This window comes from Variovorax sp. GW821-FHT09B01 (genome assembly GCF_059418345.1).
Map to the genome: position 1 here is coordinate 83,974 of NZ_JBWKPQ010000004.1, position 25,618 is coordinate 109,591.

A 25,618-nucleotide genomic window follows, 5' to 3' on the forward strand; every position below is an offset into this window, starting at 1 on the left:
GACAGATCGAATGAACCTTTCCCGCACCGCCCTGGCCCTCGCGCTCGGCACCGCCCTGGCCGCGAGCGCATCGGCCCAGGTGTCCGACGACGTGATCCGCATCGGCTTCATCAGCGACATGTCGGGCCTGTACCGCGACTACGACGGCCCGGCCGGCGCCGAGGCGATCCGCATGGCGATCGCCGACATGGGCGGCGCCATCGGCGGCAAGAAGATCGAGCTGGTCACGGCCGACCACCAGAACAAGCCCGACATCGCCGCCGCCAAGGCGCGCGAGTGGTTCGACGTGCAGAAGGTCGACATGCTGATCGGCGGCGTCAACTCGGGCGCGGCCATCGCCATGGCCGGCGTGGCGGCGGACAAGAAGAAGCCCTACTTCGTGGTGGGTTCGGGCGCGTCGAGCCTCACCAACGAGTACTGCTCGCCCTACACGGTGCACTACGCCTACGACACGGTGGCGATGGCGCGCGGCACCGCGAGCGCGGTGGTCAAGGCCGGCGGCAAGAGCTGGTACTTCGTGGCGGCCGACTATGCCTTCGGCGCCGCGCTGCAGAACGACGCGACCAAGACGGTGCTGGCGAACGGCGGCACGGTGGCGGGCTCGGTCAAGCACCCGCTGGGCGCGAGCGACTTCTCGTCCTTCATGCTGCAGGCGCAGAGCTCGAAGGCGCAGGTGCTGGCGCTCGCCAACGCGGGCGGCGACACGGTCAACGCGATCAAGTCGGCGGCCGAGTTCGGCATCGCCAAGAACATGAAGCTGGCCGGCATGATCATCACCATCAACGACGTGCATGCGCTGGGCCTCAAGGCCTCGCAGGGCATGTACCTGACCGACAGCTGGTACTGGAACCAGAGCCCCGAGGCACGCACCTGGGCGCGCCGCTTCTTCGACAAGCACAAGCGCATGCCCTCCTCCTTCCATGCCGGCGACTACTCGGCCGCGCTGCAGTACCTGCAGGCCGTGAAGGCCGCGGGCAGCGACGATGCCGACAAGGTGATGGCACAGCTGCGCAAGACGAAGTTCGACGACATGTTCGTCAAGGGCGGCTGGCTGCGCGACGACGGCCTGATGGTGCACGACATGCACCTGATGCAGGTGAAGTCGCCCGAGGAATCGAAGGAGCCCTGGGACTACTACAAGGTGGTGGAAGCGATCCGCGGCGAGGCCGCCTGGACCACCAAGGCCGAGAGCCGCTGCGCGCGGTGGAAGTCATGAGCGGGGCGCACGGCGTGCAGCGCGTCGCGGTGGTCGGCACCGGCGTGATCGGCGCGAGCTGGACCGCCTACTTCCTCGCGCAGGGCCTCGACGTCAACGCGACCGATCCCTCGCCCGGCGCCGAGGAAAGGCTGCGCCAGGCAGTGGCGCAGCACTGGCCCACGCTTGAGCGCTTCGGGCTGGCCGCGGGCGCCTCGGTCGACCGGCTGCGCTTCCACGACAGCCTGGAGGACGCGGTCTCGGTGGCCGACTTCGTGCAGGAGAACGGCCCCGAGCGCATGGACTTCAAGATCGAGCTGTTCCGCCGCATGGACGCGGCCGCGCCGCCCGACGCGATCCTGGCCTCGAGCTCCTCGGGCCTGGCGATCAGCGGCGTGCAGTCGGGCTGCGCGCACCCGCAACGCGTGGTGCTGGGCCATCCGTTCAACCCGCCGCACCTGATCCCGCTGGTGGAAGTGATCGGCGGCGAGCGCACGTCGGCCGACACCATCGAGCGCACCCTGGCCTTCTACGCGGCCATCGGCAAGCGGCCGATCCACGTGAAGCGCGAGGTCAAGGGCCACATCGCGAACCGGCTGCAGGCCGCGCTGTGGCGCGAGGCCTTCCACCTGGTCGAGCAGGGCGTGGCCTCGGTGGCCGACATCGACACCGCGATCGCGCACGGCCCGGGCCTGCGCTGGGCCGTGATGGGACCGTTCATGAACCTGCACCTGTCGGGCGGCGCGGGCGGCATCGCGCACGTGCTCGCGCACCTGGGCGGGCCGATCGAGGACTGGTGGAAGGACCTGGGCGCGCCGTCGATGACGCCGGCGCTCCAGGCGCAGGTGAGCGAAGGCGTGGCGCAGGAGCTGGGCGCGCGCCGCACGGCCGAGCTCGAAGCCGCGCGCGACACCCTGCTGTTGAACCTGATTCGCGCCAAGGCCGACACCGGCACACTCGATTGACATGACCGATTTCCTCCAGGACGACAGCCTGATCGCCCCGCCCCGCACGGTGCGCATCGACTTCGACGACGGCTCCTTCGCGCTGCGCTCGCCGCAGGCGCTGAAGCCCTATGCGCGCTGCATCGGCGAATGGATCGAGCGCTGGGCGCGCGAGACGCCCGAGGCGCTGGCCTTCGCCGAGCGCAACGACGACGGCGCGGACTGGCGCCGGCTCGACTACCGCGCGCTGCGCCAGGCCGTCGGCGCGGTGGCGCAGGGCCTGCTCGACCTCGACCTGCCGGCCGACGCGCCGATCGTGATCCTGTCGGACAACGCGATCGACCATGCGGTGCTGATGCTGGCCACGATGCACATCGGCCGTGCGGCCTGCTCGCTGTCGAGTGCCTATTCGCGCATGGCCAAGGACCCCTCGCGGCTGCACGAGATGCTGCGCGCGCTGCGGCCGGGGCTGGTCTATGCCTCGGATGCGAAGGCCTACGGCGCCGCGCTCGCGGGCAGCGGCGTGGAGGCGGTCGCGGTGTTCAGCCGCAACGCCGACGCGCACCCCGGCGCGCTGGACTTCGCGCGGCTGCTCGCCAGCGCCGAGACGCCCGCCGTGATGCAGGCCTTCGAGGCGGTGCTGCCCGACACCCATGCCAAGTACCTGCTGACCTCGGGCTCGACCGGCAAGCCCAAGGTGGTGATCAACACCCATCGCATGCTGTGCGCCAACCAGCAGATGATGGCCCAGACCTGGCGCTTCCTCGCGCACGAGAAGCCGGTGCTGGTCGACTGGCTGCCCTGGAGCCATACCTTCGGTGCCAACCACGACCTGAACATGGTGCTGGCGAACGGCGGCGCGCTCTACATCGACGAGGGCCGGCCCGCGCCGGGACTGATCGAGAAGACGGTGCGCAACCTGCGCGAGGTGAAACCCACGCTGCTGTTCAACGTGCCGCGCGGCTACGACATGCTGCTGCCCTTCCTCGAGGCCGACGACGCGCTGGCCACCGAGGTGTTCTGGCGCCTGCGCCTGGCCTTCTACGCGGCCGCGGCGCTCGCGCCCTCGACCTGGCAGCGGCTCGAGGCGGTGGCGCGGCGCGTGCGGCCCGACCGGCCGCTGTGGCTCACCACCTCCTGGGGCGCCACCGAGACCTCGCCCGCGATCACCTCGGCGCACTGGAAGCTCGACGGCGCGGGCTGCATCGGCGCGCCGCTGCCGGGGCTGGAACTGAAGTTCGTGCCCAACGGCGAGAAGCTCGAGATGCGCGTGAAGGGCGTGTCGGTGTTCCCCGGCTACCGCGGCGCGCCGCGCGAGACCGCGCAGGCCTTCGACGAAGAGGGCTACTACCGGCTCGGCGACGCGGGCTTCCTGGCCGACCCGGCCGATCCGGTGCGCGGCGTGATCTTCAACGGCCGCGTGGCCGAGGACTTCAAGCTCTCGACGGGCACCTGGGTCTCGGTCGGCACGCTGCGCGTGAAGCTGGTGTCGCTGCTGGCGCCGCATGCGCAGGACGTGGTGCTCACGGGCCACGACCGCGACGAGATCGGCATGCTGGTGTTCGCGAGCCCGCAGGGCGCGGCGCTCGCGCCCGAGGCGCTGGCCGAGCGCATCGCGGGCGTGCTGCGCGCCTTGCGCGCGGAGGGCGCGGGCTCCTCGCAGTGCCCGGCCTGCGCGCTGGTGCTGAGCGAGCCGCCGAGCCTCGATGCGGGCGAGATCACCGACAAGGGCTACATCAACCAGCGCGCGGTGCTGGTGCGGCGCGCGGCCGAGGTGCAGCGGCTGCATGCGCGCGCGCCGGAAGATGCGCTGGTGGTGCGGCTGGGCTGAGCCTCAGGCCGTCGGCAGCGCCAGCCACTGCCGCCACAGCAGCCGCGCCGTGTCCTGGTAGCGGCGCGTGACCGCGAGCAGCTCGGCGCGCGGCTCGGGCGGCATCAGTTCGGCCGGCAGCAGCGGATCGCGGATCAGGTGCGCGATGACCGCGCGGCCCAGCAGCAGCGATTCGCGCACGGCCGTCTCGAGCGGCCGCGTGCGCAGCCGCTGTTCGCTGCGCTCGAGGCCGGCCTGCAGGCGACGGCATTGCGCGGCCAGCGCGCGCACGTCCCACAGCCGGCGCGCGCTCGCCTGCGCCGCCTCGTCGAGGTCGGCGAGCCGGAACACCGGCGCGCCCGGCGAGAGCCCCAGTTCCTTGAGCTTGCGGCGCTCGGCCTCGAGGCCGCCCGCCAGGTTGTCGGGCCGGATCTGCAGGCCGGGCCGCAGCGGCGCGAAGCCGCGCAGCGAGAGCGCGAGGCCGTGGCGGCGCCAGGCGGTCTTGTCGGCGCGCGCCACGCCGGCATCGTGCACGGCCAGCCAGTCGCCGCGCCAACCGACGGCCTGCGCCTGCTTGTGCAGCCAGCCGTCGACCGCGCGCGACAGCGCCGGGCCCTCGCGCTCGAGCCGGTAGTTGCCGCGCTCGCCGCGCGCGATCTTGCCCTCGGCCGCGAGCCGCGTGAGGCCCACGCGCATCGTGGTCTCGCCGATGCCCAGCAGCGCGCCCGCGCGGCACAGCGCCTGCGAACTCAGCGTGCCGCCGTCGGCCACCAGCAGGTCGAGGATCAGGTCGGGCGCGCTCGGCAGGCTGACGGAGACATTACATATCTTGTCCATGTTTGCGAAATGATGAAATGTTTCCTACGATGACCGGGACCGATCCATTCCGTAATTTTGTGTCCGAAGGAGCCCCTCCATGGCATCCGAACAAACCCCTTGTGTACGCGCCGAATCCGACGGCGCCATCCTGACCGTCACCATCGACCGGCCCGGCAGGCGCAACGCAGTCGACGGCGCGGTGGCCGCCGAGCTGCGCGCGGCCTTCGAGCGCTTCGAGGCCGACGACGCCCTGCGCGTGGCGGTGCTGACCGGCGCGGGCGGCCACTTCTGCGCCGGTGCCGACCTCACTGCCGTCGGCGACCCCGCGCGGCGCAACGAGCTCGACCCCGAGGGCGGCGGCAGCGGACCGATGGGGCCGACGCGCATGGCGCTGTCCAAGCCGCTGATCGCCGCGATCAACGGCTACGCGGTGGCCGGCGGGCTCGAGCTGGCGCTGCTGGCCGACCTGCGCGTGGCCGACGAGGACGCGGTGTTCGGCGTGTTCTGCCGCCGCTGGGGCGTGCCGCTGATCGACGGCGGCACGGTGCGGCTGCCGCGGCTGGTTGGCATGGGCCGCGCGCTCGACATGATCCTGACCGGCCGCCCCGTGGGCGCGGCCGAGGCGCTGGCCATGGGCCTCGCGAACCGCGTCGTGCCACCCGGCGGCGCGCTGGCCGCGGCGCAGGAGCTGGCGCGCCAGATCGCCGCCTTCCCGCAGCAATGCATGCTGGCCGACCGCCGCTCGGCCTTCGAGCAATGGGACCTGCCGCTGGCCGAGGCGCTGCGCCGCGAGGGCGCGCGCGGCGTGCCGATCGTCGCGGCCGAGGGCGAGGCGGGCGCCGCGCGCTTCGCAGGCGGCGCGGGCCGGCACGGCGAATTCGGGCGCTGAGCGCGCCCTCACCCGAAGAACACACAGGAGACACGGACTTGCACCCACCCACCTATCTCGAACTGATCCGCCGCGGCGCGCTGCAGCACGGTCCGCGCACCGCCATCGTGTTCGGCGAGCGCAGCCTGAGCTTCACCGAGGTCGACCAGCTCAGCAGCCGGCTCGCGCATGCGCTGCACGCGGCCGGCGCGGCGCCGCGCACGCGCGTGGCGCTGCTGCTCAACAACGGCCTGCACAGCGTGCCGCTGGACTTCGCCTGCGTGAAGGCCGGCATCAACCGCGTGCCGCTCAATGCGCGGCTCTCGCTGGCCGAGCATGCGCGCATGCTGGCCGACACCGGCTGCACCCACCTGGTGTTCGGCCCCGACCTGGCCGAGCGCGCGGCGGCGCTGCGCGAGGCGGCACCGGGCCTGGCCTGCCTGGGCATCGGCGCGGCGCTCGGGGGCGCGCCCGACCTGCTCGCGCGGGCGGCGACGCTGCCCGCCACGGCTCCCGACTTCGAGCCTTCGCCCGACGACGTGGTGCTCACGCTCTTCACCTCGGGCACCACCGGCACGCTGAAGGCCGCGCAGCACACGCAGGCCTCGTACGCGGCGATCTGCCGCAACGTGCTGCTGAACCTGCTGAACGCCACGCCCGAGGACGCGATGCTGCACGCGGCCTCGCTGATCCATGCCAGCGGCGTGTTCGTGCTGCCGTTCTGGCTGCGCGGCGGCCGCACCGTGATCCTGCCGGGCTTCGAGCCGGGCCTGTTCCTGCGCACGCTGCAGGCCGAGCGCATCACGGCGATCAACCTGGTGCCGACCATGCTGCAGATGCTGTTCGAGCACCCGGAACTGGCGGCCACCGACGTGAGCGCGCTGCGCTACGTGATCTACGGCGCCTCGCCGATGCCGCGCAGCGTGATCCAGCGCGCGATGGCGGCCTGGGGCCGGCACCGCTTCTGGCAGTACTACGGCCAGACCGAGGTGCCGCTGTGCCTCGCGGTGCTGCGGCCCGAGGACCATGTCGACGAACTGCTGGGCGCCTGCGGCCAGCCCGCGCTCGAGGTCGAGATGCGCCTGGTCGACGAGGCCGGCAACGAGGTGCCCGCCGGCACGCCGGGCGAGATCGCGGTGCGCGCGCCCTCGGCCGTGGCGGGCTACCACGATGCGCCCGCGCTCAATGCCGAGACCTTCGTCGCGGGAGGCTGGGTGCGCACGCGCGACGTCGGCGTGTTCGACGCGCGCGGCTTCCTGCACCTGAAGGACCGCACCTCCGACATGATCATCAGCGGCGGCTACAACGTCTATCCGCGCGAGGTCGAGGATGCGCTGATGACGCACCCCGCGGTGCGCGAGTGCGCGGTGATCGGCCTGCCGCACGAGAAGTGGGTGGAGGTGGTCACGGCGGTGGTGGTGCCGCGCGCGGGGCAGGCCATCGACGAGGCGGCGCTGATCGCGCACGTGGCCGGGCGGCTCGCCTCGTACAAGAAGCCGCAGCGCGTGATCTTCGCCGAGGAGATTCCGAAGACCGCGGTCGGCAAGCTCGATCGGCGCGCGCTGCGCGAGCGCCACCGGGGCTGATCAGCCGCCCACGCGCTTGAGCGTGGCGCGCATCGCCTTCGCGAAGCGCGGGTCGGCCATGGCGCCGACGTTGAAGCGCGACCAGCGCGAGACCTGCGTCGAGTCGACGCTGAAGATGCGGCCCGGCGCCATCACGATGCGCCGCGGCAGCAGCTCCCTGGCGAAGGCCAGCGAGTCGGCCACGCCCGGCAGCGCGGCCCAGACGTAGAGCGACTGCGGACTGCGCGCGAACACCTCGGCGCCCACCGAGTCGAAGAAGCGCAGCGCCTCGCGCGTGGCCTCGCCCAGGCGGTTCTGCAGCCGGTTCAGGTGGCGCTGGTAGTGGCCCTCGCTGAGGATCACGTCGACCGTGCGCTCGGCGTACTCGGAGCTGCTCACGTGGATCAGCGCCTTGAGGTCGGCGAGGTCGCTCGCGAGGTCGGCGCCGCAGGCGACGAAGCCCACGCGCAGCGCGGCCGAGAAGGACTTGGAGAAGCTGCCGATGTAGATCGTGCGCTCGAGCTGGTCGAGCGCCGCCAGCCGCGGCAGCGCAGTGGGCTTGAAGTCGGCCAGCGGGTCGTTCTCGACGATCAGCAGGTCGTGCTTCTGCGCCAGCTGCAGCACGCGGAAGGCCTTGGCCGGCGAGATGTCGGAGCCGGTCGGGTTGTGGGCCAGCGACTGGGTGAAGAACAGGCGCGGCCGCTCGGCCACCAGCAGCTGCTCGAGCACCTCGAGGTCGGGCCCGTCGGCCAGCCGCGGCACCGCGAGCATCTGCGCGCCCGCGAGCTTGAGCTTGCCGAACAGTGGGTAGTAGCCGGGATCGTCGACCAGCACCTTGCCGCCGGGCGGCACGAAGTAGCGGATGACGATGTCCATGGCCTCGTTGGCGCCGTGCGTGAGCACGATCTGCCGTGGCTCGGCGCCGATGCCGAAGTCGGCCAGCTTGCGCACCAGGTGCTCGCGCAGCGGGCCGTAGCCGAAGCGGCTGCCGTAGCGGAACAGCGCGCCGAGCCCCGTGCGCACCACCTTCGGGTGGTACTTGTCCAGCCGCACGTCGGCCAGCCATTCGACCGGCGGGAAGCCGTCGCCCACGGCCACCGCGTCGGGCTCGGTCTTGAGCTGCTCGCGCATCAGCCACACGATGTCCATCGCGCGGCCCAGGCTGCCGGCATCGTCCTCGGGCGGCCTGGCGCCCGCGGGCTTCGGCTGCGCGCGCACGAAGTAGCCCGAGCCCCGGCGCGGCTCGACCAGGCCGCGCGAGACCAGGTTCTCGAAGGCCGCCACCACGGTGTTCTTGGCATAGCCGTGCAGCTGCGCGAGCTCGCGCAGCGAGGGCAGTTTGTCGCCGGCCTTGTAGGCGCCGCTGGCGATCTGGCGCGCGAGGGCCTCGGCGAGCGAATCGGCGATGGGGGCGGCGCGCGGGCCGCGGCTGGAGAGAACGCTCATGACCAGCGACTGTGACACGGCGGGCACTGGACGCGCCGCACTGTCCCGACTGTCCCGCGAAACTGTGCCTGCCGAGGCTGGTACAGCGGGCCTAGATTCGCACGCTTCCGAATCCACCCCTTGCACGAACCGAAGCACGAACGATGGTCGCCGACGCCCGCCTCCCCAATTTCCGAGCCCTGACACCCGCGCAGCGCCTCGATCACATCGCGCAGGCCGCTGCGCTCACGCCCGAGGAGAAGGCGCTGCTCGCCGCGCCCGGCGCGCTCGGCATCGAGCGCGCCAACGGCATGGTCGAGAACGTGATCGGCACCTTCGAGCTGCCGCTGGGCGTGGCCGGCAACTTCACGGTCAACGGCCGCGAGTACCTGGTGCCGATGGCGGTGGAGGAGCCCTCGGTGGTGGCCGCCGCCTCCTTCATGGCCAAGCTGGCGCGCGAGGGCGGCGGCTTCGAGGCCTCGAGCAGCGGGCCGCTGATGCGCGCGCAGGTCCAGCTGCTGGGCCTGGGCGATCCGCACGGCGCGCGGCTGGCGCTGCTGCGCGCGCGCGATCGCATCCTCGAGGTGGCGAACAGCCGCGACAAGGTGCTGATCGGCCTGGGCGGCGGCTGCCGCGACATCGAGGTGCACGTGTTCGAGGACACGCCGCGCGGCGCGATGGTGGTGCTGCACCTGGTGGTCGACGTGCGCGACGCGATGGGCGCGAACACGGTCAACACCATGGCCGAGGCGGTGTCGCCGCTGGTCGAGCAGCTCACGGGCGGCACGGTGCGGCTGCGCATCCTGTCGAACCTGGCCGACCTGCGGCTGGCCCGCGCCCGCGTGCGGCTCACTCCTGCGGTGCTCAAGACCGCCGAGCGCAGCGGCGAGGAGATCGTCGAGGGCGTGCTCGACGCCTACACCTTCGCGGCCGTCGACCCCTACCGCGCGGCCACGCACAACAAGGGGATCATGAACGGCATCGACCCGGTGATCGTCGCCACCGGCAACGACTGGCGCGCGGTCGAGGCCGGCGCGCATGCCTATGCCTGCCGCCATGGCCGCTACGGCTCGCTCACCACCTGGGAGAAGGACAGCAGCGGCGCGCTGGTCGGCACCATCGAGATGCCGATGCCCGTGGGGCTGGTCGGCGGCGCCACCAAGACCCATCCGCTCGCGCGGCTGGCGCTCAAGATCCTCGGCGTGCAGTCGGCGCAGGAGCTCGGCGAGGTGGCGGTGGCCGTGGGCCTGGCGCAGAACCTCGGCGCGCTGCGCGCGCTCGCCACCGAGGGCATCCAGCGCGGCCACATGGCGCTGCATGCGCGAAACATCGCGCTGGTGGCCGGTGCCACGGGCGACGAGATCGATGCCGTCGCCAAACAGATGGCCACCGAGCACGACGTGCGCACCGACCGCGCGGTGGCGCTGCTCGAGGCCCTGCGCGCCAGGAACTGAATCTCAGCCATCGCGGGAAGGTCCCGCACCACGGACCGCGGCCGATACCGCGGCGGCACGCGGGGCGCGTGCCGTCACACCAGCAAGAACAGAGACAAGCAATGAACCCGAACGGCACGACGCAGGCGCGATGGCGCCTGGTGGAAATCTGGGGCGACACGGCGGACCTGCGCCATCTCGCGGGCGCGATCGCGATCGGCATCGCCGTGAGCCTGGCCGGCTTCCTGCTGGCGAACCGCCTGCTCGCGGGCGCCGTGCGCTCGCCCGAACTGGCGCGTGCCTACGCGATGCTGGCGGGCCTCGCGGGCTGCGTGATCGCGGGCCTGATCTGCGCGCTGCTGTTCGCGCCCAAGCGCGAGGTGGTGGAAGGCGGCGCGGCCGACCCGCGCTGGCGCGAGGAGGTGCTGGCCGAACTGGCCGGCGAGCATGGCGACCTGGGCGCGATGAGCGACCTGCCGCCCGCCGCGCTGCGCGAGCTCCAGGAGCTGGGCCTGCACGACCTGTTCGCCAACCACCGCCCGCGCACGCGCGCCGCCGCCGAAGGAGCCGCCTCGTGATCGACGCCGCATTGCTGAATCAGATCCTCGTCGCCACCGGCATGGGCCTCGTGGGCGCCGTGGTGTTCGCCGCCATCGGCCTGGTGTCGGGCACCGACGAGACCACCACGCTCGCGCCGCTGACCCTGCTGGTGGTGCTGCTGGGCGTGCCGCCCGAGGGCGTGTTCACCTTCTTCCTCGCGGCCGCGGTGGCCAAGCACATGACGCACGCGGTGCCGACCGCGCTGCTGGGCATTCCGGGCGACACCATGGCCACGCCGCTGCTGCAGGACGCCAACATGCTGCGCAACCTCGGCGTGCCGCACATCGCGCTGCGCAAGATGGTGTCGGGCGCGATCATCGCGGCCTTCGTCGCGGTGCCGCTGGCCGTGCTGTTCGCGGTGCTGCTCGCGCCCTACGGCGCGGCCATCACCAAGGCGGCGCCGTGGATCTTCGTGGTGGCGGCCGTCGCCATCGCCTGGTTCTCGAGCGGGCGCTGGGCCTCGGTGGCGACGCTGGTGCCGTTCGTGATCGTGATCGTGGCGCTGCAGTCGCTGACCGCCAAGTACGGCGTGAAGCTCAGCATCAGCTACTTCCTGGGCATCGCGATCGGGCCGCTGGTGGCCGACCTCTTCTCGGTGCTGTCGCCGACGGCCAGGGCGCGCATGGCGCGCGAGAAGGTGCGCACCTTCTCGCTGGCGCCCGACGTGAAGGGCTGGAGCGGCTACTTCCCAAACCCCTTCAAGGTGCTCGACCGCGGCCAGGTCAAATGGACGCTGGCCACCGCCACCATCTCGAGCGCCACCTTCGTGTTCAGCCCGGTCGCGATGACGGTGGTGCTCGGCGAGCTGGTCGGCTCGCGCATCAAGCATGCCTACCACCGGCTCACCACCACGCTGGCCGCGCGCAACGGGGTGACCGAGGCCACCTACGTGGCCGAGGCGCTGATCCCGCTGATCGCGATCGGCCTGCCGCTGAGCCCGGTGGCCGCGGGCCCGGCCGCGCCGCTGTTCAATGCGCCGCCGGTGTTCACCATCGACGCCGCCACCGGCCAGACCCACAACCTGCACAACCTGCTGAGCCACTGGGAGTTCCTGGGCTACGGCATGCTGGCGGTGATCCTCGCGGCGCTGGTGGCCTATCCCTTCACGATGAACTTCGCGCGCCGCGCGGCGCTGTTCGTCTCGCGCAAGGTCAGCCACGAGGCGATCATCGCCACCTTCGTCGGCCTGATCGTGGTGATCAGCGTCTGGGAAGGGCAGCTGCTGGGCCTGTTCGTGATCCTCACCATGGGCCTGCTCGGCGGGCTGCTGTCGCGCGCCATCGGCTTCAACACCGGGGTGCAGTTCATGGGCTATTACACGGCGGTGCTGACGGTGCCCGCGGTGCTGAAGGCGATCGGCTAGGGCTTGGCCTTCTTCTTCGCGCCGGGCGGCTCGTCGAGCCCGAACAGCCGCTCCACCTGCTGCCCCACGCGCGCACCGATCGCGGTGCCCACGCCCGGCAGCACCGCGCTGCCGACGGCCGCGCCCGCGAGCGCGCCGCCGGTCAGCGAGAGCTCGGGATCGCTCAGGGTGCCGCCGATCTTCAGCGGCACGCCGACCACGCCGTCGATCAGGTCGACCGCGGCATCGCCCTGGATGCGCCGGTTGAACAGCCGCACGTTGCCGCTGGCGGTGAGCACGCCCGAGCGCGCCTTGAGGTTGGTGTAGCGCAGCACGGTGCCATCGGGCGTGGCCTCGGTGTCGAGCGTGCCGCTGAGCTCGTCGAGCGCGGTGCGCCCGCCGCGGCTGATGCCGGCGGTGCTCACGGCCTTGGCGAGGTCGAGCTTGGTCAGGGTGGCCGGGCTGACCGAGAACACGGTGCGCGTGCGCAGGCCGCGCATCAGGGCGCCGGCCTTGTCGGCCTCGGCCGTCAGCGTGGTCTGGCCGTGCAGCTTGCCGGCGACGAAGGTGCGGCGGCCGAAGGTCTGGACCAGCGCCTCGATGTCGACGTCGCGCGGCGCGAGCTCGGCCGACACGCGCAGGCGGCCGTTGTCCAGCGTCTCGAAGCGGCTGACGCCGTTCCAGCTGCCGCCCGCCACGTCGATGCGGGTCTGCCAGCGGTCGTTGCGGCCCTCGCGGTCCAGCCGCAGCCGGGCCGGCGGCGAGGCCTCCGTGCGCTCGGCCAGCGCATGGCGCGGGCGCCAGCCGGGGTCGAAGTCGATCTGGCCGTCGTAGGCCAGCTCGATGTCGCGCCGGTCGATCCAGCGCACGTCGCGCCAGCGCAGCCGCTCGAGCGGCGTTTCGGCCAGGGTCCAGGGCGCGGGCAGGGCGATCTGCCCTTTCTCGATGGTCTCGGGCGCGCGGCCGCGGAAGGCGCGGATCGATTCGCCCGGCAGCACCGCGCCCTCGACCTCGAGCGTGTCGGCCGCGACCACGCGCTTCCACAGCGGCGCGAGCTGCAGCCGCAGCGCGATGCGCTGCAGCGTGACCGGGCGTGGCTGGTCGGTGGCGACGTCGGTCAGCACCAGCACCGGCATGGGCAGCAGCGACCAGTGGGCGCCGCCGATCCTGAGGCCGATGCCGTAGTGCTTCTCGAAGCCCTCGGCGATGCGCTGCGACACCTCGGCGTCGCTGGGCAGCAGCCAGCGCGCCGCCCCCCACAGTGCGAGGGCGCCCGCCAGCAGCACCAGGGCCGAGCCGGCGAGCCAGAACCGGACGCGCCGGGAGAGGGGTTTCATCCACGCAAGCTAGCACGCCTAGGCGACTGCCGATGTCAGCCGCCGTCGCTATAGTTTCCGCCACCCTTTTCGAAGCACACCAAGACGAAAGACGAGCACGCCATGCGCATCTGGAAGAAAGACATCTCGGTCGAGGCCCTGACCCAAAGCCACGTCGGCACCACCGTGGAACACCTGGGCATCGAATTCCTCGAGGTCGGCGACGACTTCATCCGTGCCCGCTGCCCGGTCGACAACCGCACGCGCCAGCCCTACGGCATCCTGCACGGCGGCGTGTCGGTGGTGCTGGCCGAGACGCTGGGCTCGTGCGGCGCCCACTACTCGGCGCCCGACGGCGAGCGCGCCGTGGGCCTGGACATCAACGCCAACCACATCCGCTCGGCCTCGAGCGGCTGGGTGATCGGCACCGCCCGCCCGGTGCACCGCGGGCGCAGCACCCAGGTCTGGCAGATCGACCTGACCAACGAAGCGGGCGAGCTGACCTGCGTTTCGCGCATCACAATGGCGGTGCTCCAGCCCCGCGGCTGAGCACGACCGGCACCCTACAAGCCTGGACCACGACACGAGGAGACAAGCCATGAGCAATCCATTCACCTGGCGCGAAGTCGCCGCCACCGAGGGGCGCGTGGTCGCGCCCGACGAACGCCTGCCCTGGGTGCAGACCGGCTTCATGGGCGTGCAGCACGTGATCGCCATGTTCGGCGCCACCGTGCTGGCGCCGATCCTGATGGGCTTCAGCCCCAACATCGCGATCCTGATGAGCGGCATCGGCACGCTGATCTTCTTCCTGATCACGGGCGGCAAGGTGCCCAGCTACCTGGGCTCGAGCTTCGCCTTCATCGGCGTGGTGATCGCGGCCAGCGGCTACGCCGGCAAGGGGCCCAACGCCAACATCGCGGTGGCGCTGGGCGGCATCGTGGCCTGCGGCGTGGTCTACATCCTGATCGGCGCCATCGTGCAGGCCGTGGGCACGGGCTGGATCGAGCGCTTCATGCCGCCGGTGGTGACCGGCGCGGTGGTGGCGGTGATCGGGCTCAACCTCGCGAACGTGCCGATCAAGAACATGGCGGCCGGCAACTTCGACGCCTGGATGCAGGCCCTGACCTTCCTCTGCGTCGGCCTGGTGGCGGTGTTCACGCGCGGCATGGTGCAGCGGCTGCTGATCCTGGTGGGGCTGATCCTGGCCACCATCGTCTATGCCGTGCTGACCAACGGCATGGGCCTGGGCAAGCCGGTGGACCTCAGCGGCATCGCCAACGCGGCCTGGTTCGGCCTGCCGGCCTTCACCGCGCCGGTGTTCACGGCCAACGCGATGCTGCTGATCGCGCCGGTGGCGATCATCCTGGTGGCCGAGAACCTGGGCCACCTGAAGGCGGTGACGGCCATGACCGGGCGCAACCTCGACGGCTACATGGGCCGCGCCTTCATCGGCGACGGCATCGCCACCGTGGTCAGCGGCGCGGCCGGCGGCACCGGCGTGACCACCTATGCCGAGAACATCGGCGTGATGGCTGCCACCCGCATCTATTCGACCGCGGTGTTCGTGGTGGCGGCGGTGATCGCGCTGGTGCTGGGCTTCAGCCCCAAGTTCGGCGCGCTGATCCAGGCCATCCCGCTGCCGGTGATGGGCGGCGTGAGCATCGTGGTGTTCGGCCTGATCGCGGTGGCGGGGGCCAAGATCTGGGTCGACAACAAGGTCGACTTCTCGCAGAACAAGAACCTGATCGTGGCCGCGATCACGCTGATCATCGGCACCGGCGACTTCACGCTGAAGTTCGGCGACTTCGCGCTGGGCGGCATCGGCACCGCCACCTTCGGGGCCATCATTCTTTACGCACTGCTGGGCCGCACGAAGAACTGAGGCACTCCCCGGGGGCCCGCGCAAGCCCCCAAAGTGAAACCTCGTGCAATAAATGTGCTTCCGGGCCGGCCCGGGCCGCGGCGCCGCACCGCCGCGCGCCCCGCGCCCGTTAGACTCCCAGGCTTTTCGCACCGACGTTTTCCAGACGTTTTCCAATGGCCGATGTTTCCGCCGCGCGCACCAGGGCGGTATTCGAATTCAAGAGCGCCACGCTGCCGCTGATCGCAGTCATCCTCAAGACGACCGATCTGGGCGTGCTGGCCGAGGCGCTCGACGCCCAGCTGGCGGATTCCCCCGATTTCTTTGAACAGGAACCGGTGGTCATCGATCTCTCGCAACTGCCGGAAGCCTCGGCCGAGGGCGGGGCGGGCGACGCGCTCGATTTCGAGGCCCTGCGCGGCCTGCTGGCGCGCCACCAGACCCAGCCGATCGCGGTGCGCGGCGGCAGCGAGGCCCAGCACGCCGCGGCCCGCGCCGCCGGCCTGGTGGTGACCGACATGCCCGCCGCCCCGGCCCCGCGCCCGGCCGAGCCGCCGCCGGCCACCCCGTCGCCCGCGCCGCAGATCGTGCGCGAGGTGCCGGTGCCGGCCAACGGCACGCTCCTGATCGACCGGCCGCTGCGCTCGGGCCAGCAGGTCTATGCCCGCGGCGGCGACGTGATCGTGACGGCCGTGGTGAGCCATGGCGCGGAGGTCATCGCCGACGGCAACGTGCACGTGTACGCGCCGCTGCGCGGCAAGGCGATCGCCGGCGCGCGCGGCAACACCGAGGCGCGGATCTTCTCGACCTGCCTCGAAGCCCAGCTGGTGGCGGTGGCCGGCATCTACCGGACCTCGGAAGTGCCGCTGCCCGACACGGTGCTCGCGAAGGCGGCCCAGATCCGGCTCGATGGCAAGAAAATCGTGATCGAGCCCATTGCCTGACGGCAGGCCGGGACGACGCGGCAGCGATCCAGCAACAACCGAATCGAAACAAGAAGGAATGGCCATGGCCAAGATAGTGGTGGTGACCTCGGGCAAGGGCGGCGTCGGCAAGACGACCACGAGCGCCAGCTTCTCCTCGGGCCTCGCGCTCGCGGGCAAGAAGACGGCCGTGATCGACTTCGACGTGGGCCTGCGCAACCTCGACCTGATCATGGGTTGCGAACGCCGCGTGGTGTACGACCTGATCAACGTGATCCAGGGCGAGGCCAACCTGAGCCAGGCCCTGATCAAGGACAAGCAGTGCGAGAACCTGTTCGTTCTCGCGGCCTCGCAGACGCGCGACAAGGAAGCGCTGACGCAGGAAGGCGTGGAGAAGGTGCTGACCGACCTGGCGGCGATGGACTTCGACTACATCGTCTGCGACTCGCCCGCGGGCATCGAGACCGGCGCGATGATGGCCATGCACTTCGCCGACGAGGCGCTGGTGGTGACCAATCCCGAGGTCTCGTCGGTGCGCGACTCCGACCGCATCCTGGGCATGCTCAGCAGCAAGACAAAGCGCGCCAAGGACGGCGGCGACCCGGTCAAGGAGCACCTGCTGATCACGCGCTACAACCCGAACCGGGTGGCGGGCGGCCAGATGCTCTCGCTGGAGGACATCCAGGACATCCTGCGCATTCCGCTGATCGGCGTGATCCCCGAGTCGGAGAGCGTGCTGCACGCCTCCAACCAGGGCGTGCCCGCGATCCACGACAAGGACACGGACGTGGCCCAGGCCTACAGCGACGTGGTGGCGCGCTTCCTCGGCGAGGACAGGCCGATGCGTTTCGTCGAGGCCGAGAAGCCGGGCTTCTTCAAGCGGATTTTCGGAGGCAGATAAGGCATGTCGTTCCTCTCGTTCCTCCTTGGCGAAAAGAAGAAGACTGCCAGCGTTGCCAAGGAACGCCTGCAGATCATCCTCGCCCACGAGCGTTCCAGCCTCAGCGGCAAGAGGCGGCCCGACTATCTGCCCGAACTCCAGCGCGAGCTGGTGGCGGTGATCTCGAAGTACGTGGCCATCAATCCCGAGGACATCAAGGTCCACCTGGAAACCCAGGACAACCTCGAGGTGCTCGACATCAAGATCGAGCTGCCCGACCCGGCGCCCACGCCGGCGCGCTGAGTCAGTCCGGCGCGAAGAAGCGGAAGCGGACCGTCGGGTCCGCGACCACGCGCGCCGACAGGGCGCGCTCCCATTCGAGGTAGTCGGCCCAGGCCGGGTCGCGCCGCGGCCCGAACACGCGCATCACCGAGCCCCAGTCGTCGTCGAACGGGGTCAGCAGGCGCGCCGCCGCGAGCGTGGTCGACAGCGGCCGCCCCGAGGCCTTCCAGGCCTGGGTTCCGCCTGCGAGCCAGCCGAAGCGCGCGCCGGCCCCGGGCCAGCGGCGTTGCGCATCGCGCGCCACGCGGCTCGCCGCGATGCCGTCGGGCGAGGTGAAGACCAGCGTGCGGCCCGGCACGATCCATGGAGAGAGCGGCGCCAGCGAGGCCGGCAGCAGGTAGAGCGCGCCCGGCAGGTGGCCGCGCTCGTAGTCCAGGCTCGGACCGACGTCGACCACCGTGGCGCCGTCGAGCGCCTCGGCATCGATGGCGGGCAGGGCATCGGCGATCGCGGTGGAAGGGGCCGGCGGCAGGCCCTGGGAGGGCAGCGGGCCGTCGAACACATGCACCTCGGCCTGGCCGAGTTGCGTGAGCCAGAAGCTCGTGATGGCGGCGCGCAGCCGGTGCTCCGGGTCGTCGAACAGCACGATGCGCGCGCCGCGCGTGCCCACGAGGTTCTCGAAATGCATCAGCAGCTGGCCGCCGGGCACCTGCTGCACGGCCGTGCCCGCGAAGGCCGGGTCGGGTTGCGGGCGCACGTCGAACAGGTAGAGGCTGCGCCGCGGGTCGGCCTGCCAGCGCGCGAGCTGCGCAGCATCGGCCAACGGCAGGCGGTGGCGCGCGATCAGGCCGTCGGCCAGTTCGCGCAGCCGCTCGAGCGACTCGGCCGGCAGCAGGTCGGCCGGCGCGGCGTTCTGCACCACGGGGCCGCCGTGCAGGCCCCAGTCCATCACGCCGTCCTCGACGAACACCGCGTCGCGCGCGCGGCCCAGCAGCCGCAGGGTGGTGGCGCCGACGATGCCGCGCGTGCGGCTGAAGCAGTTGATGGCCCAGAGGTGGTCGGCAGCGGCGGGCGCATCGAAGCGCCGCAATGCGAGCTCGGTGCCGGGGTGATTGCGCGCGCCCGGCAGCGAGAGGAATTCGAATTCGGCGCGCGGCCGCGCATCGACCAGCGTGGTGGGCCGCCCATCGCGCAGCCGCTCGCGCAACGCCTCGACACCGACCGAGGGCGTGCCGAAATGCAGCCGCGCGCGGTCGCCGAAAGCCTTGACCAACGTGCCGTAGCCGTCGATGACCGGCAACCCTTGCGCGGACCAGGCCTCGATGCCGCCGGCCAGCAGGCGCACATCGATGTAGCCCAGCCGCTCGAGCACGGCCGCGGCCTCGTGCGCGGGGCCATCGGGCGCGGCGCGGTCGTCGTAGAGCACGATCGCCGTGGAACGGCGCGGCACCAGCGTGGCGACCTGCGGCTCGAGGCCGCTCAGCGGCGCATTGCGCGCGAGGTTCGGATGCCGCGCGACGTAGTGGCGGGTCTCGCGCACGTCGAGCAGCGCGAGCTCGGGCCCGTCGGCGGCCAGCAGCAGCGCATGCAGCGCCGCGGCGTCGAGGGTGGGGCGGTGGTGCGCGCTCATGCTCAGTTCGGCTGGATGCCGGCCTGCTTCACCACCGCGGTCCACTTGACGGTCTCGGTCTGGATGAAGCGGGCGAACTCCTCGGGCGAGCTGCCGACCGTGAAGGCGCCGATGTCGTCGTAGCGCTTGCGGAAGTCGGCCGACTGCACGATCTCGCGCAGCTCGCGCGAGAGGCGCTGCACCAGCGGCGCGGGCGTGCCGCTGCGCACCACCACGCCGTACCACGAGGTGACCTCGAAGTCGCCGAGGCCGGCCTCGGCGGCGGTGGGCACCTCGGGCAGCCAGGGCGCGCGGCTGCGGTAGGCCACGGCCAGCGGCTTGAGCGTGCCGGCCTTGACGAAGGGGATCGCGGTCACGACCTCGTTGAAGATGAACTGGGTCTGGCCCGCGAGCAGGTCGTTGATGGCGGGCGCGCTGCCCTGGTAGGGGATGGGCGTGAAGTCGGCGCCGGTCTGGGACTTGAGCAGCTCGCCCGCGAGGTGCGAATAGGCGCCCACGCTGATGCCGTAGTTGACCTTGCCGGGGTTCTTCTTCGAATAGTCGATGAGCTCGCGCGGGCTGTTGACCGGCACCTTGGGATTGACCAGCAGCAGCTGCGGCGTCTGCACCAGCAGCGACACCGGCGTGAAGTCGCGCGCGAGGTCGTAGCTCAGCTGTTTGAACAGCGCGGGCTGCACCGTGAGGTTGGAGGCCGGCGCGAGCAGCAGCGTGTAGCCGTCGGCCGGCTGGCGCGCCACGTAGTCGAAGCCGATGTTGCCGGCCGCGCCGCTGCGGTTCTCGACCACCACGGGCTGCTTCAGGCGCTGCTGCAGCTGCTCGGCGACCTCGCGGCCGATCTTGTCGGCGATGCCGCCCGCGGGGTAGGGCACGACCACGCGCACGGTGCGCTGCGGATAGTCGTCGGGCGCGGCGGCCCGGGCCGGCAGCACGGTCGACAGGGCGAGCAGCAAGGCGGCGAGGCCGCGCGAGGGGAGGGTGTTCATGGGACGACGCAAAAAGCCAGCGAGCCTAGGGCGCGGGGGCGGCGGCGCGAACGAAGTTTCGCACCCTTGCTTATGCGGAATGGGCGCATGCGGCGCGGCCGAGGCTTCCTAGCATCGCAGGCCGGACCGCCTCCTCATGAACACCGCCGCCCGCACCTCCACCCAGCCGCTGCAACCCACGCCCGCCGTTGCGGTGGCCCCCGCGCGCGGCCGCCGCCACTGGTGGTGGCACTACGAGGTGCCCACCCTGCTGCTCGCGGGCGCGCTCTACCTGGCCTGGGCCGCGCTGGTCTGGTGGCATGCGGCGCTGCCGGGCTGGGCGCTGTTCCTCGCCGGCGGCTACCTCGCGCAGTTGCACTTCTCGCTGCAGCACGAGAGCATCCACGCGATGCGCCAGCTGCCGCAGTGGCTGCGCTGGGCCGTGGTGTGGCCGCCGCTCAACCTGTGGCTGCCGTACCCGTTCTACAACCGCGGCCACAGCGCGCACCACGTCAACTTCCATCTCACGCATCCCGAGCGCGACACCGAGAGCGCCTACCACTCGGCACCGGCCTGGGCCGGCTACGGGCGCTTCTGGCGCTGGATCTACCTGGCGAACCAGACGGTGGCCTTCCGCGTCGTGCTGGGGCCCTTCCTGCGGCTGTGGAAGCTGGTGCGCTTCGAGACCGGCCGGGTCGCGGCCGGCGACTTCTCGCGCTTGCCGACCTGGGGCTGGCATGCGCTGAGCGTGGCGCCGGTGCTGTACTTCGTCATCGGCGTGGCCGGCATGAGCCTGGGCGAGTACCTGCTGTGCTTCGTCTACCCGGGGATGATGCTGGGCTCGCTGCGCACCTTCACCGAGCACCGCTGGGCCGACACGCCGCACGAGCGCGTGGCGATCGTCGAATCGAACGCGGTGTTCGGCCTGCTCTACCTCTTCAACAACCTGCACCACGTGCACCACCGCGCGCCGACCATGCCCTGGTACGAGATCCCGGTGTACTTCCGGCGCCACCGCGCGGCGGTGCTGGCGGCCAACGGCCACTTCTACTACCGCGGCTATGGGCAGATCGTGCGGCGGCACCTGTTCCGGCCGGTGTTCGTGCCGGTGCATCCGGCCTGGTAGCCAGGGCCTGTCAGCCTTATCCAGCGACGAAGCCCAGCACGCGCTCGATCACCTCGGCCTCCTTGAGGATGCGGCGGTGCCCCAGCCCCTGCGTGGCGACGAGCCGCGCGCCCGGGATCGCATCGCGGTAGGCCTCGCTGTCGGCGAAGCGGTTCACGCGGTCGTCACGGTCGTGCACGATCAGGGTCGGCCGTGCGATGCGCGGGCCGACGGCGGGCGGCTCGAACTGGGGCATCAGGATGCCCTCGCGCGATTCGATGCGCCGCTGCATCGCGGCGCGCGTGCGTTCGCGCAGGCCGAACACGTGGGCGAAGTAGCGCGTGTATTCGCGCGGCGAGGCGGGCGGTGCCAGCAGCACCAGCCGGTCGGCCGACAGTCCGCGCGCCGCCGCGTAGGCCAGCGCGTTGCCGCCCATCGAGTGCGCGATGGCCGCGCGCAGCGCATGGCCCTCGGCCGCGAGCCGCGCCGCGACGTACTCGAGCGCGCGCGCGAACTGCGGCAGGTTGCTGGCCCAGCCCGCGCTGCGGCCATGTGCCGGCAGCTCGAGCAGCACCGGCCGCAGCCCCGCCGCGGCGATGGCCTTGGCCAGCGGCAGCATCTGGCCCGCATGGCCGCCCCAGCCGTGCATCAGCAGCACCACGGGCGTCTCGTCGACGGCCGAGGCCTGCGAGGCGAGGTGGTAGAGGCCGAGGCTGCCCTGCTCGAAGGCCCAGGTCTCGCGCCGCCACTCGGCGCCCGGCCCCTGGCCGCGGTAGAGCCACTTGGGTGGCAGCGGCGTGCGGAACACGCGGCTGGCCGCGCGCACGCCGAGCGCGGGCCAGAGGCGCTCGATGGCGCCGAGCGTCCAGCGCACGGCGCGCAGCCGGAGGCTGGCGCCGTAGTAGCCGGAACGCGCGGCGTGGGTGGAGGCCGAAGGCGTGGCGCTGCTCGTCATGCCGTGCGCTCCTTCAGTACCAGACCCAGTCCTGGTTGCTGCCGGGCAGCGCACGCAGGGCTTCGCGCAGGGTTTCGACGCTGAGGGCCAGCGCGTAGACGGCCAGGCAGAGGGCAATGATCAGCATGGTGTTTCTCCTTTTTTATCGCACGGTTGTGCGAAATTCAGATAAGCAAAGACGAAAGGCGTGCGCCGGGGACCTGCTTCAGGCGCGGTAATCGGAAAGAATGCGCCGCCAGCTGCGCGCGGCATGCTCGCCGGCCAGCGGATCGCGCAGGAAGCGCGCGTCGTGCAGCAGGGTCATCACGAGGCCGTTGAGCTCGCTGACCAGCAGCGCGGCATCGGTGCCGGCCTTGAGCTCGCCGCTGTCCACCGCCTGCAGCACGGTGCGGCGCAGCGCGGCGCGCCAGCGGGTGATCTCGGCGAGCAGCAGCTCGCGCAGCTCGCCCTCGCGGTCGTCGTACTCGAAGGCACCCGCCATGTAGAGGCAGCCGGTCTCGCTCTCGACGTCGCGGGTGCGCGCGATCCAGCGCTCGACGATGTCGGTCAGCCGCGCCAGGCCCTTGGGCTTCTGCATCGCGGGCACGAACACGTCGGCCAGGAAGCGGCGACCGTATTCCTCGATGACGGCCTTCTGCAGCGCCTCGCGCGATCCCACGCGCGAGAACACGCCGCTCTTGGACAGGGCCAGCCGGCTCGCGATCGCCTGCAGCGTGATCGCCTCCAGGCCCTCGGCCAGCGCGAGATCCATCGCCGCGCCGACGATGGCGGTGCGGGTCAACTCGCTTTTCTGGGTCTTGGCGTCCATGCGGCGCACTTTAGCACAGTCGTGCGAAATTGCAACCCAACGCAAAGGCCGCCTTGCCAGAGGGCCCAAAGATGATTTGCTCATGTGAAACCAACAAACGCATCGTTCCCCGCATAAGCCGTTGTGCAGAGAATTCCCGGTCCGTCCCGCTCCGGGACATGACCCTTCCGCGCCAGATGAACTTCCAACAACTGCGCTCGGTACGCGAGGCCGTTCGTTGCGGCTTCAACCTGACCGAGGTCGCCCATACCCTCCACACCTCGCAGCCTGGCGTGAGCCGGCAGATCCGCGAACTCGAGGAGGAGCTCGGCATCGAGCTCTTCGTGCGGGCCGGCAAGCGGCTCACCGGCCTCACCGAGCCCGGCGGCCACGTGCTGCCGATCATCGAGCGCATGCTGCTCGAGAGCAGCAACCTGCGGCATGCCGGGCAGGAGTTCGTCGCGCAGCAGAGCGGCCTGCTGTCGGTGACGGCCACGCACTCGCAGGCGCGCTATGCGATGCCGGTGGCGGTGCAGGAATTCCGCGCCCAGTTTCCCAACGTGAAGCTGCACCTGCACCAGGGCTCGCCCAAGCAGATCGCGCAGATGCTGATCGACGGCGAGGCCGACGTGGGCATCGCCACCGAGGCTCTGGGCGACTACCCGCAGCTGGTGGCCCTGCCCTGCTACCGCTGGACCCATTCGGTGATCGTGCCGCCGGGCCATCCGCTGCTCGACGCGCCGCTCACGCTCGATGCGCTCACGCGCTATCCGCTGATCACCTACGACACCGGCTTCACGGGCCGCTCGCGCATCGACGAGGCCTTCGCGCAGCGCGGGCTCACGCCCAACATCGTGCTGGCCGCGATGGATGCCGACGTGATCAAGACCTACGTGCAGCTCGGCATGGGCGTGGGCATCGTGGCCGGCGTGGCCTACGAGGCCGAGCGCGACACGCAGCTGCGCGCGATCGACGCGGGGCGCCACTTCGGCATCAACCTCACCAAGCTCGCGGTGCGGCGCGGCAACTACCTGCGCAAGTACGTCTACGCCTTCATCGAGTCCTTCGCGCCGACCCTCACGCGCGCTGTGGTGGAAAAGGCACTGACCGACGAAACCAGGGCTTCGCACTACGAAATCTGAAAAGCGTGGCCCGACAAGGGCTTGGCGCGTGGACTTCGCACGGCGGATGCGGGGCTTTGGTCACGATGTCGACCGAAGCGGCGAGACTTCCATACGAAAGCATGAAAAAGCTGCCAGTTGCTTCACACAAGGAGCGTACATTCGCATTCATCCCAGCTTTCCGGAACGGATCAGCAATGGCATCGATTTCGCAGCAGCACCCCACAGCGAAGGCCAAGGCCCTCAAGGCCGCCGAAGCCAGCGAACGGCGCGAACGCCTGCGACGAGGGCTGCCCGCCACGGTGGAACTGCTGCAGCAACGCCATGCCGACCGCATCGACGACAGCGACATCGATGCCTACGTGAACCTCAACTGGCTCGAATGGCATGGCGGCGGGCTGCGGCTCACGATCACGGGCCGCAACGTCTGCGCGCAGCTCGCGCCCACGGCACTCGTCTGAGACCCCCCAAGAGAAAGCCGCCGCGGCGTGAAGCCTGCGGCGGCTTTCGTGCGGGCTCCTCTCGGAGCCCTGCGGCAGTGGGCACTTGTCGTTATTGGCCAGCGATGATCTGCGAGATCACGCCCGTGGCGATCGCGGCCAGCACGAAGTCACCGCCCACGCCCATCCACTGGTAGCCGCGCGGCGGCGGCTGCAGGCGGTAGGCGCGGTAGTCGTTGACCACGTAGTTGCGCGTGCGGTACTCGCTCGGCACACGGCCGCCGCGGCGCCATTCGGCATGCGGCTGCGGGAAGCCGCGGCGATCGAACTGGCGTCCGTCGCGGAAGTCCTGGTTGCCCCAGTGGCCGGGCGGCGGGCCGCGGCGCTCCATGCGGTCATGGCCCGGAGGGCCGCCGCGATGACCGTCATGGCCGCGGCCCTGCGCGAAGGCGCTGCCCGCTGCCATGCACATGGCGAGTGCCGCGGCGGCCACGGCCATGCTCTTCGTCTTGTTGATGAACATCTGGAACTCCTTCGTGCGTGTTGTGATGACGAGTCCATTGTGGGCGGCCTGTGTGTCGGTCAGCCGGCGCTCAGGTAGGCGCGAAGTGAAACAAGGTAAGCGGCGGTATCCGCGCCTCCTGCACTCCTACAGCCGCGCGGCGCCATGGTGCCGTTTCAGGGCAGGCCGGGCACGTAGCGGTTGACGACGATGCCGCATTCGTAGGCGTCGGAGCGCAGCAGCGCGAGCCGGTGGCCCTTGCTGCGGTCGTTGAACACCGACAGCCCGCCGCCCACCGCGGCCGGATTGACGAAGAACTGGAACTCGTCGACCACGCCGGCCTCGACCAGCGCCGACGCGAAGCCCACGCCGCCGATCGAGAGGATGTCGCCGCCCTCCTGGCGCTTGAGCGTCTCGACCGCCTCGGCCAAATCGCCATGGACCACCGCGGTGCGCTCCCAGCGCGAGGCCTCGAGCTTGTTCGAGAGCACCACCTTGTCGGCATTGACGATCTTCTGGGCGAAGGCGTAGTGGCGATCGGCCGGAAAGCGCTGCGCGGCGCGTCCCCAGTGGTCGAGGTAGCCCTCCTCCGCGATCTTGCGGCTCAGGAGGATGGTGCCCACGCTGTCGAACACGGTGTTGAAGTCCTGCTTGAGGCGCTCGTCCCAGGGCCAGGGATCGCCCCAGCCCCAGAGCTGCCAGTCGAGGTGGGCGTGGGCCGCCGACACGTAGCCGTCGACGGACATCTGCATCTGAAGGATCAGCTTTCTCATGCGCGTTCTCCTGGTGGGTCTGGAAGGGATCGAAGCGCCCTGCTTTCTGCTTGCGAATTGCAATCGGTTTCCGGCGGGCG

25 protein-coding genes are annotated in these 25,618 nt (G+C 71.0%); 16 read left to right on the forward strand and 9 right to left on the reverse strand.

The window, feature by feature from the left end; all coding sequences use genetic code 11:
* Positions 1-10 precede the first annotated feature (10 nt).
* From AC07RV_RS14860 to AC07RV_RS14870, 3 genes are read left to right on the forward strand one after another with little or no spacing between them, the layout of a single operon-like run.
* On the forward strand, positions 11-1,216 hold the full coding sequence (locus AC07RV_RS14860; protein ID WP_296788497.1) for an ABC transporter substrate-binding protein: 1,206 nt from the start codon (positions 11-13) through the stop codon (positions 1,214-1,216).
* On the forward strand, positions 1,213-2,160 hold the full coding sequence (locus AC07RV_RS14865; RefSeq protein ID WP_296788494.1) for a 3-hydroxyacyl-CoA dehydrogenase NAD-binding domain-containing protein: 948 nt from the start codon (positions 1,213-1,215) through the stop codon (positions 2,158-2,160). The genes AC07RV_RS14860 and AC07RV_RS14865 overlap by 4 nt, the downstream gene beginning before the upstream one ends.
* A gap of 1 nt (position 2,161) precedes the next feature.
* Positions 2,162-3,970, forward strand: coding sequence for a feruloyl-CoA synthase (locus AC07RV_RS14870; protein WP_296788491.1), 1,809 nt, complete (start codon positions 2,162-2,164; stop codon positions 3,968-3,970).
* A gap of 3 nt (positions 3,971-3,973) precedes the next feature.
* On the opposite strand, the gene AC07RV_RS14875 is transcribed toward AC07RV_RS14870, so the two are convergent.
* On the reverse strand, positions 3,974-4,786 hold the full coding sequence (locus AC07RV_RS14875; RefSeq protein WP_296788489.1) for a PaaX family transcriptional regulator: 813 nt from the start codon (positions 4,784-4,786) through the stop codon (positions 3,974-3,976).
* A gap of 79 nt (positions 4,787-4,865) precedes the next feature.
* On the opposite strand from AC07RV_RS14875, the gene AC07RV_RS14880 reads away from it, so the two are divergent.
* The gene (locus AC07RV_RS14880; RefSeq protein WP_296788486.1) at positions 4,866-5,657 is read left to right on the forward strand and encodes a crotonase/enoyl-CoA hydratase family protein; all 792 of its coding nucleotides are present in this window, start codon (positions 4,866-4,868) and stop codon (positions 5,655-5,657) included.
* Between the two features lie 38 nt (positions 5,658-5,695).
* Positions 5,696-7,222 (forward strand): class I adenylate-forming enzyme family protein, encoded by a 1,527-nt coding sequence (locus tag AC07RV_RS14885; protein ID WP_296788484.1) that lies wholly within the window; start codon positions 5,696-5,698, stop codon positions 7,220-7,222.
* On the opposite strand, the gene AC07RV_RS14890 is transcribed toward AC07RV_RS14885, so the two are convergent.
* Positions 7,223-8,647, reverse strand: a complete 1,425-nt coding sequence (locus tag AC07RV_RS14890; RefSeq protein ID WP_296788482.1) for an aminotransferase-like domain-containing protein — start codon at positions 8,645-8,647, stop codon at positions 7,223-7,225. It abuts the gene before it with no gap.
* 143 nt (positions 8,648-8,790) lie between these two features.
* On the opposite strand from AC07RV_RS14890, the gene AC07RV_RS14895 reads away from it, so the two are divergent.
* The 3 genes from AC07RV_RS14895 to AC07RV_RS14905 all read left to right on the forward strand — a co-directional run bounded on the left by AC07RV_RS14895 (position 8,791) and on the right by AC07RV_RS14905 (position 12,022).
* On the forward strand, positions 8,791-10,080 hold the full coding sequence (locus tag AC07RV_RS14895; RefSeq protein ID WP_296788480.1) for a hydroxymethylglutaryl-CoA reductase, degradative: 1,290 nt from the start codon (positions 8,791-8,793) through the stop codon (positions 10,078-10,080).
* A gap of 101 nt (positions 10,081-10,181) precedes the next feature.
* A complete protein-coding gene (locus tag AC07RV_RS14900) occupies positions 10,182-10,637 on the forward strand; it encodes a hypothetical protein (protein ID WP_296788478.1) in 456 nt (151 codons plus the stop codon).
* Positions 10,634-12,022 (forward strand): tripartite tricarboxylate transporter permease, encoded by a 1,389-nt coding sequence (locus tag AC07RV_RS14905; protein ID WP_177239342.1) that lies wholly within the window; start codon positions 10,634-10,636, stop codon positions 12,020-12,022. The genes AC07RV_RS14900 and AC07RV_RS14905 overlap by 4 nt, the downstream gene beginning before the upstream one ends.
* Here the strand turns inward: AC07RV_RS14905 and AC07RV_RS14910 are convergent.
* Positions 12,019-13,338 carry an AsmA family protein gene (locus tag AC07RV_RS14910; protein WP_296788476.1) on the reverse strand — a complete coding sequence of 440 codons (1,320 nt, stop codon included), beginning with the start codon at positions 13,336-13,338 and terminating at the stop codon, positions 12,019-12,021. The genes AC07RV_RS14905 and AC07RV_RS14910 overlap by 4 nt on opposite strands.
* 102 nt (positions 13,339-13,440) lie before the next feature.
* Here AC07RV_RS14910 and AC07RV_RS14915 point away from each other — a divergent pair, with 102 nt between their 5' ends.
* From AC07RV_RS14915 to minE, 5 genes are all read left to right on the forward strand, one after another.
* Entirely contained in the window at positions 13,441-13,866 is a 426-nt protein-coding gene (locus AC07RV_RS14915; protein WP_093343687.1) for a hotdog fold thioesterase, read from the forward strand.
* 49 nt (positions 13,867-13,915) lie between these two features.
* The gene (locus AC07RV_RS14920; protein ID WP_296788473.1) at positions 13,916-15,199 is read left to right on the forward strand and encodes a solute carrier family 23 protein; all 1,284 of its coding nucleotides are present in this window, start codon (positions 13,916-13,918) and stop codon (positions 15,197-15,199) included.
* Positions 15,200-15,354: 155 nt separating this feature from the next.
* Entirely contained in the window at positions 15,355-16,122 is a 768-nt protein-coding gene (gene minC / locus AC07RV_RS14925; protein ID WP_203203544.1) for a septum site-determining protein MinC, read from the forward strand.
* Between the two features lie 64 nt (positions 16,123-16,186).
* Entirely contained in the window at positions 16,187-17,002 is an 816-nt protein-coding gene (gene minD / locus AC07RV_RS14930) for a septum site-determining protein MinD (protein ID WP_093344160.1), read from the forward strand.
* A 3-nt stretch (positions 17,003-17,005) separates the two neighbouring features.
* Complete coding sequence (minE, locus tag AC07RV_RS14935) at positions 17,006-17,284, forward strand: cell division topological specificity factor MinE (protein ID WP_093343682.1); 279 nt, start codon at positions 17,006-17,008, stop codon at positions 17,282-17,284.
* Position 17,285: 1 nt separating this feature from the next.
* Here the strand turns inward: minE and AC07RV_RS14940 are convergent, their stop codons facing one another.
* Together AC07RV_RS14940 and AC07RV_RS14945 are read right to left on the reverse strand one after the other, a co-directional pair.
* Positions 17,286-18,893, reverse strand: coding sequence for a rhodanese-like domain-containing protein (locus AC07RV_RS14940; protein WP_296788466.1), 1,608 nt, complete (start codon positions 18,891-18,893; stop codon positions 17,286-17,288).
* Positions 18,894-18,895: 2 nt separating this feature from the next.
* Complete coding sequence (locus AC07RV_RS14945; RefSeq protein WP_093343679.1) at positions 18,896-19,876, reverse strand: Bug family tripartite tricarboxylate transporter substrate binding protein; 981 nt, start codon at positions 19,874-19,876, stop codon at positions 18,896-18,898.
* A 136-nt stretch (positions 19,877-20,012) separates the two neighbouring features.
* On the opposite strand from AC07RV_RS14945, the gene AC07RV_RS14950 reads away from it, so the two are divergent.
* Positions 20,013-20,981: a fatty acid desaturase gene (locus tag AC07RV_RS14950; protein WP_296788462.1), complete on the forward strand. Its 969-nt coding sequence runs from the start codon at positions 20,013-20,015 to the stop codon at positions 20,979-20,981.
* A gap of 16 nt (positions 20,982-20,997) precedes the next feature.
* Here AC07RV_RS14950 and AC07RV_RS14955 read toward each other — a convergent pair whose 3' ends face one another.
* Positions 20,998-21,915 carry an alpha/beta hydrolase gene (locus AC07RV_RS14955; RefSeq protein WP_296788459.1) on the reverse strand — a complete coding sequence of 306 codons (918 nt, stop codon included), beginning with the start codon at positions 21,913-21,915 and terminating at the stop codon, positions 20,998-21,000.
* Between the two features lie 205 nt (positions 21,916-22,120).
* Positions 22,121-22,723: a TetR/AcrR family transcriptional regulator gene (locus AC07RV_RS14960; RefSeq protein WP_093343675.1), complete on the reverse strand. Its 603-nt coding sequence runs from the start codon at positions 22,721-22,723 to the stop codon at positions 22,121-22,123.
* 176 nt (positions 22,724-22,899) lie between these two features.
* Here AC07RV_RS14960 and AC07RV_RS14965 point away from each other — a divergent pair, with 176 nt between their 5' ends.
* Together AC07RV_RS14965 and AC07RV_RS14970 are read left to right on the forward strand one after the other, a co-directional pair.
* Positions 22,900-23,844, forward strand: a complete 945-nt coding sequence (locus AC07RV_RS14965) for a CysB family HTH-type transcriptional regulator (protein WP_057591795.1) — start codon at positions 22,900-22,902, stop codon at positions 23,842-23,844.
* A gap of 176 nt (positions 23,845-24,020) precedes the next feature.
* Positions 24,021-24,284, forward strand: coding sequence for a hypothetical protein (locus AC07RV_RS14970; protein ID WP_093343673.1), 264 nt, complete (start codon positions 24,021-24,023; stop codon positions 24,282-24,284).
* A gap of 91 nt (positions 24,285-24,375) precedes the next feature.
* On the opposite strand, the gene AC07RV_RS14975 is transcribed toward AC07RV_RS14970, so the two are convergent.
* Positions 24,376-24,786 carry an RcnB family protein gene (locus AC07RV_RS14975; RefSeq protein ID WP_093343671.1) on the reverse strand — a complete coding sequence of 137 codons (411 nt, stop codon included), beginning with the start codon at positions 24,784-24,786 and terminating at the stop codon, positions 24,376-24,378.
* A gap of 155 nt (positions 24,787-24,941) precedes the next feature.
* Positions 24,942-25,538: a dihydrofolate reductase family protein gene (locus tag AC07RV_RS14980; RefSeq protein ID WP_093343670.1), complete on the reverse strand. Its 597-nt coding sequence runs from the start codon at positions 25,536-25,538 to the stop codon at positions 24,942-24,944.
* Between the last annotated feature and the right edge of the window lie 80 nt (positions 25,539-25,618).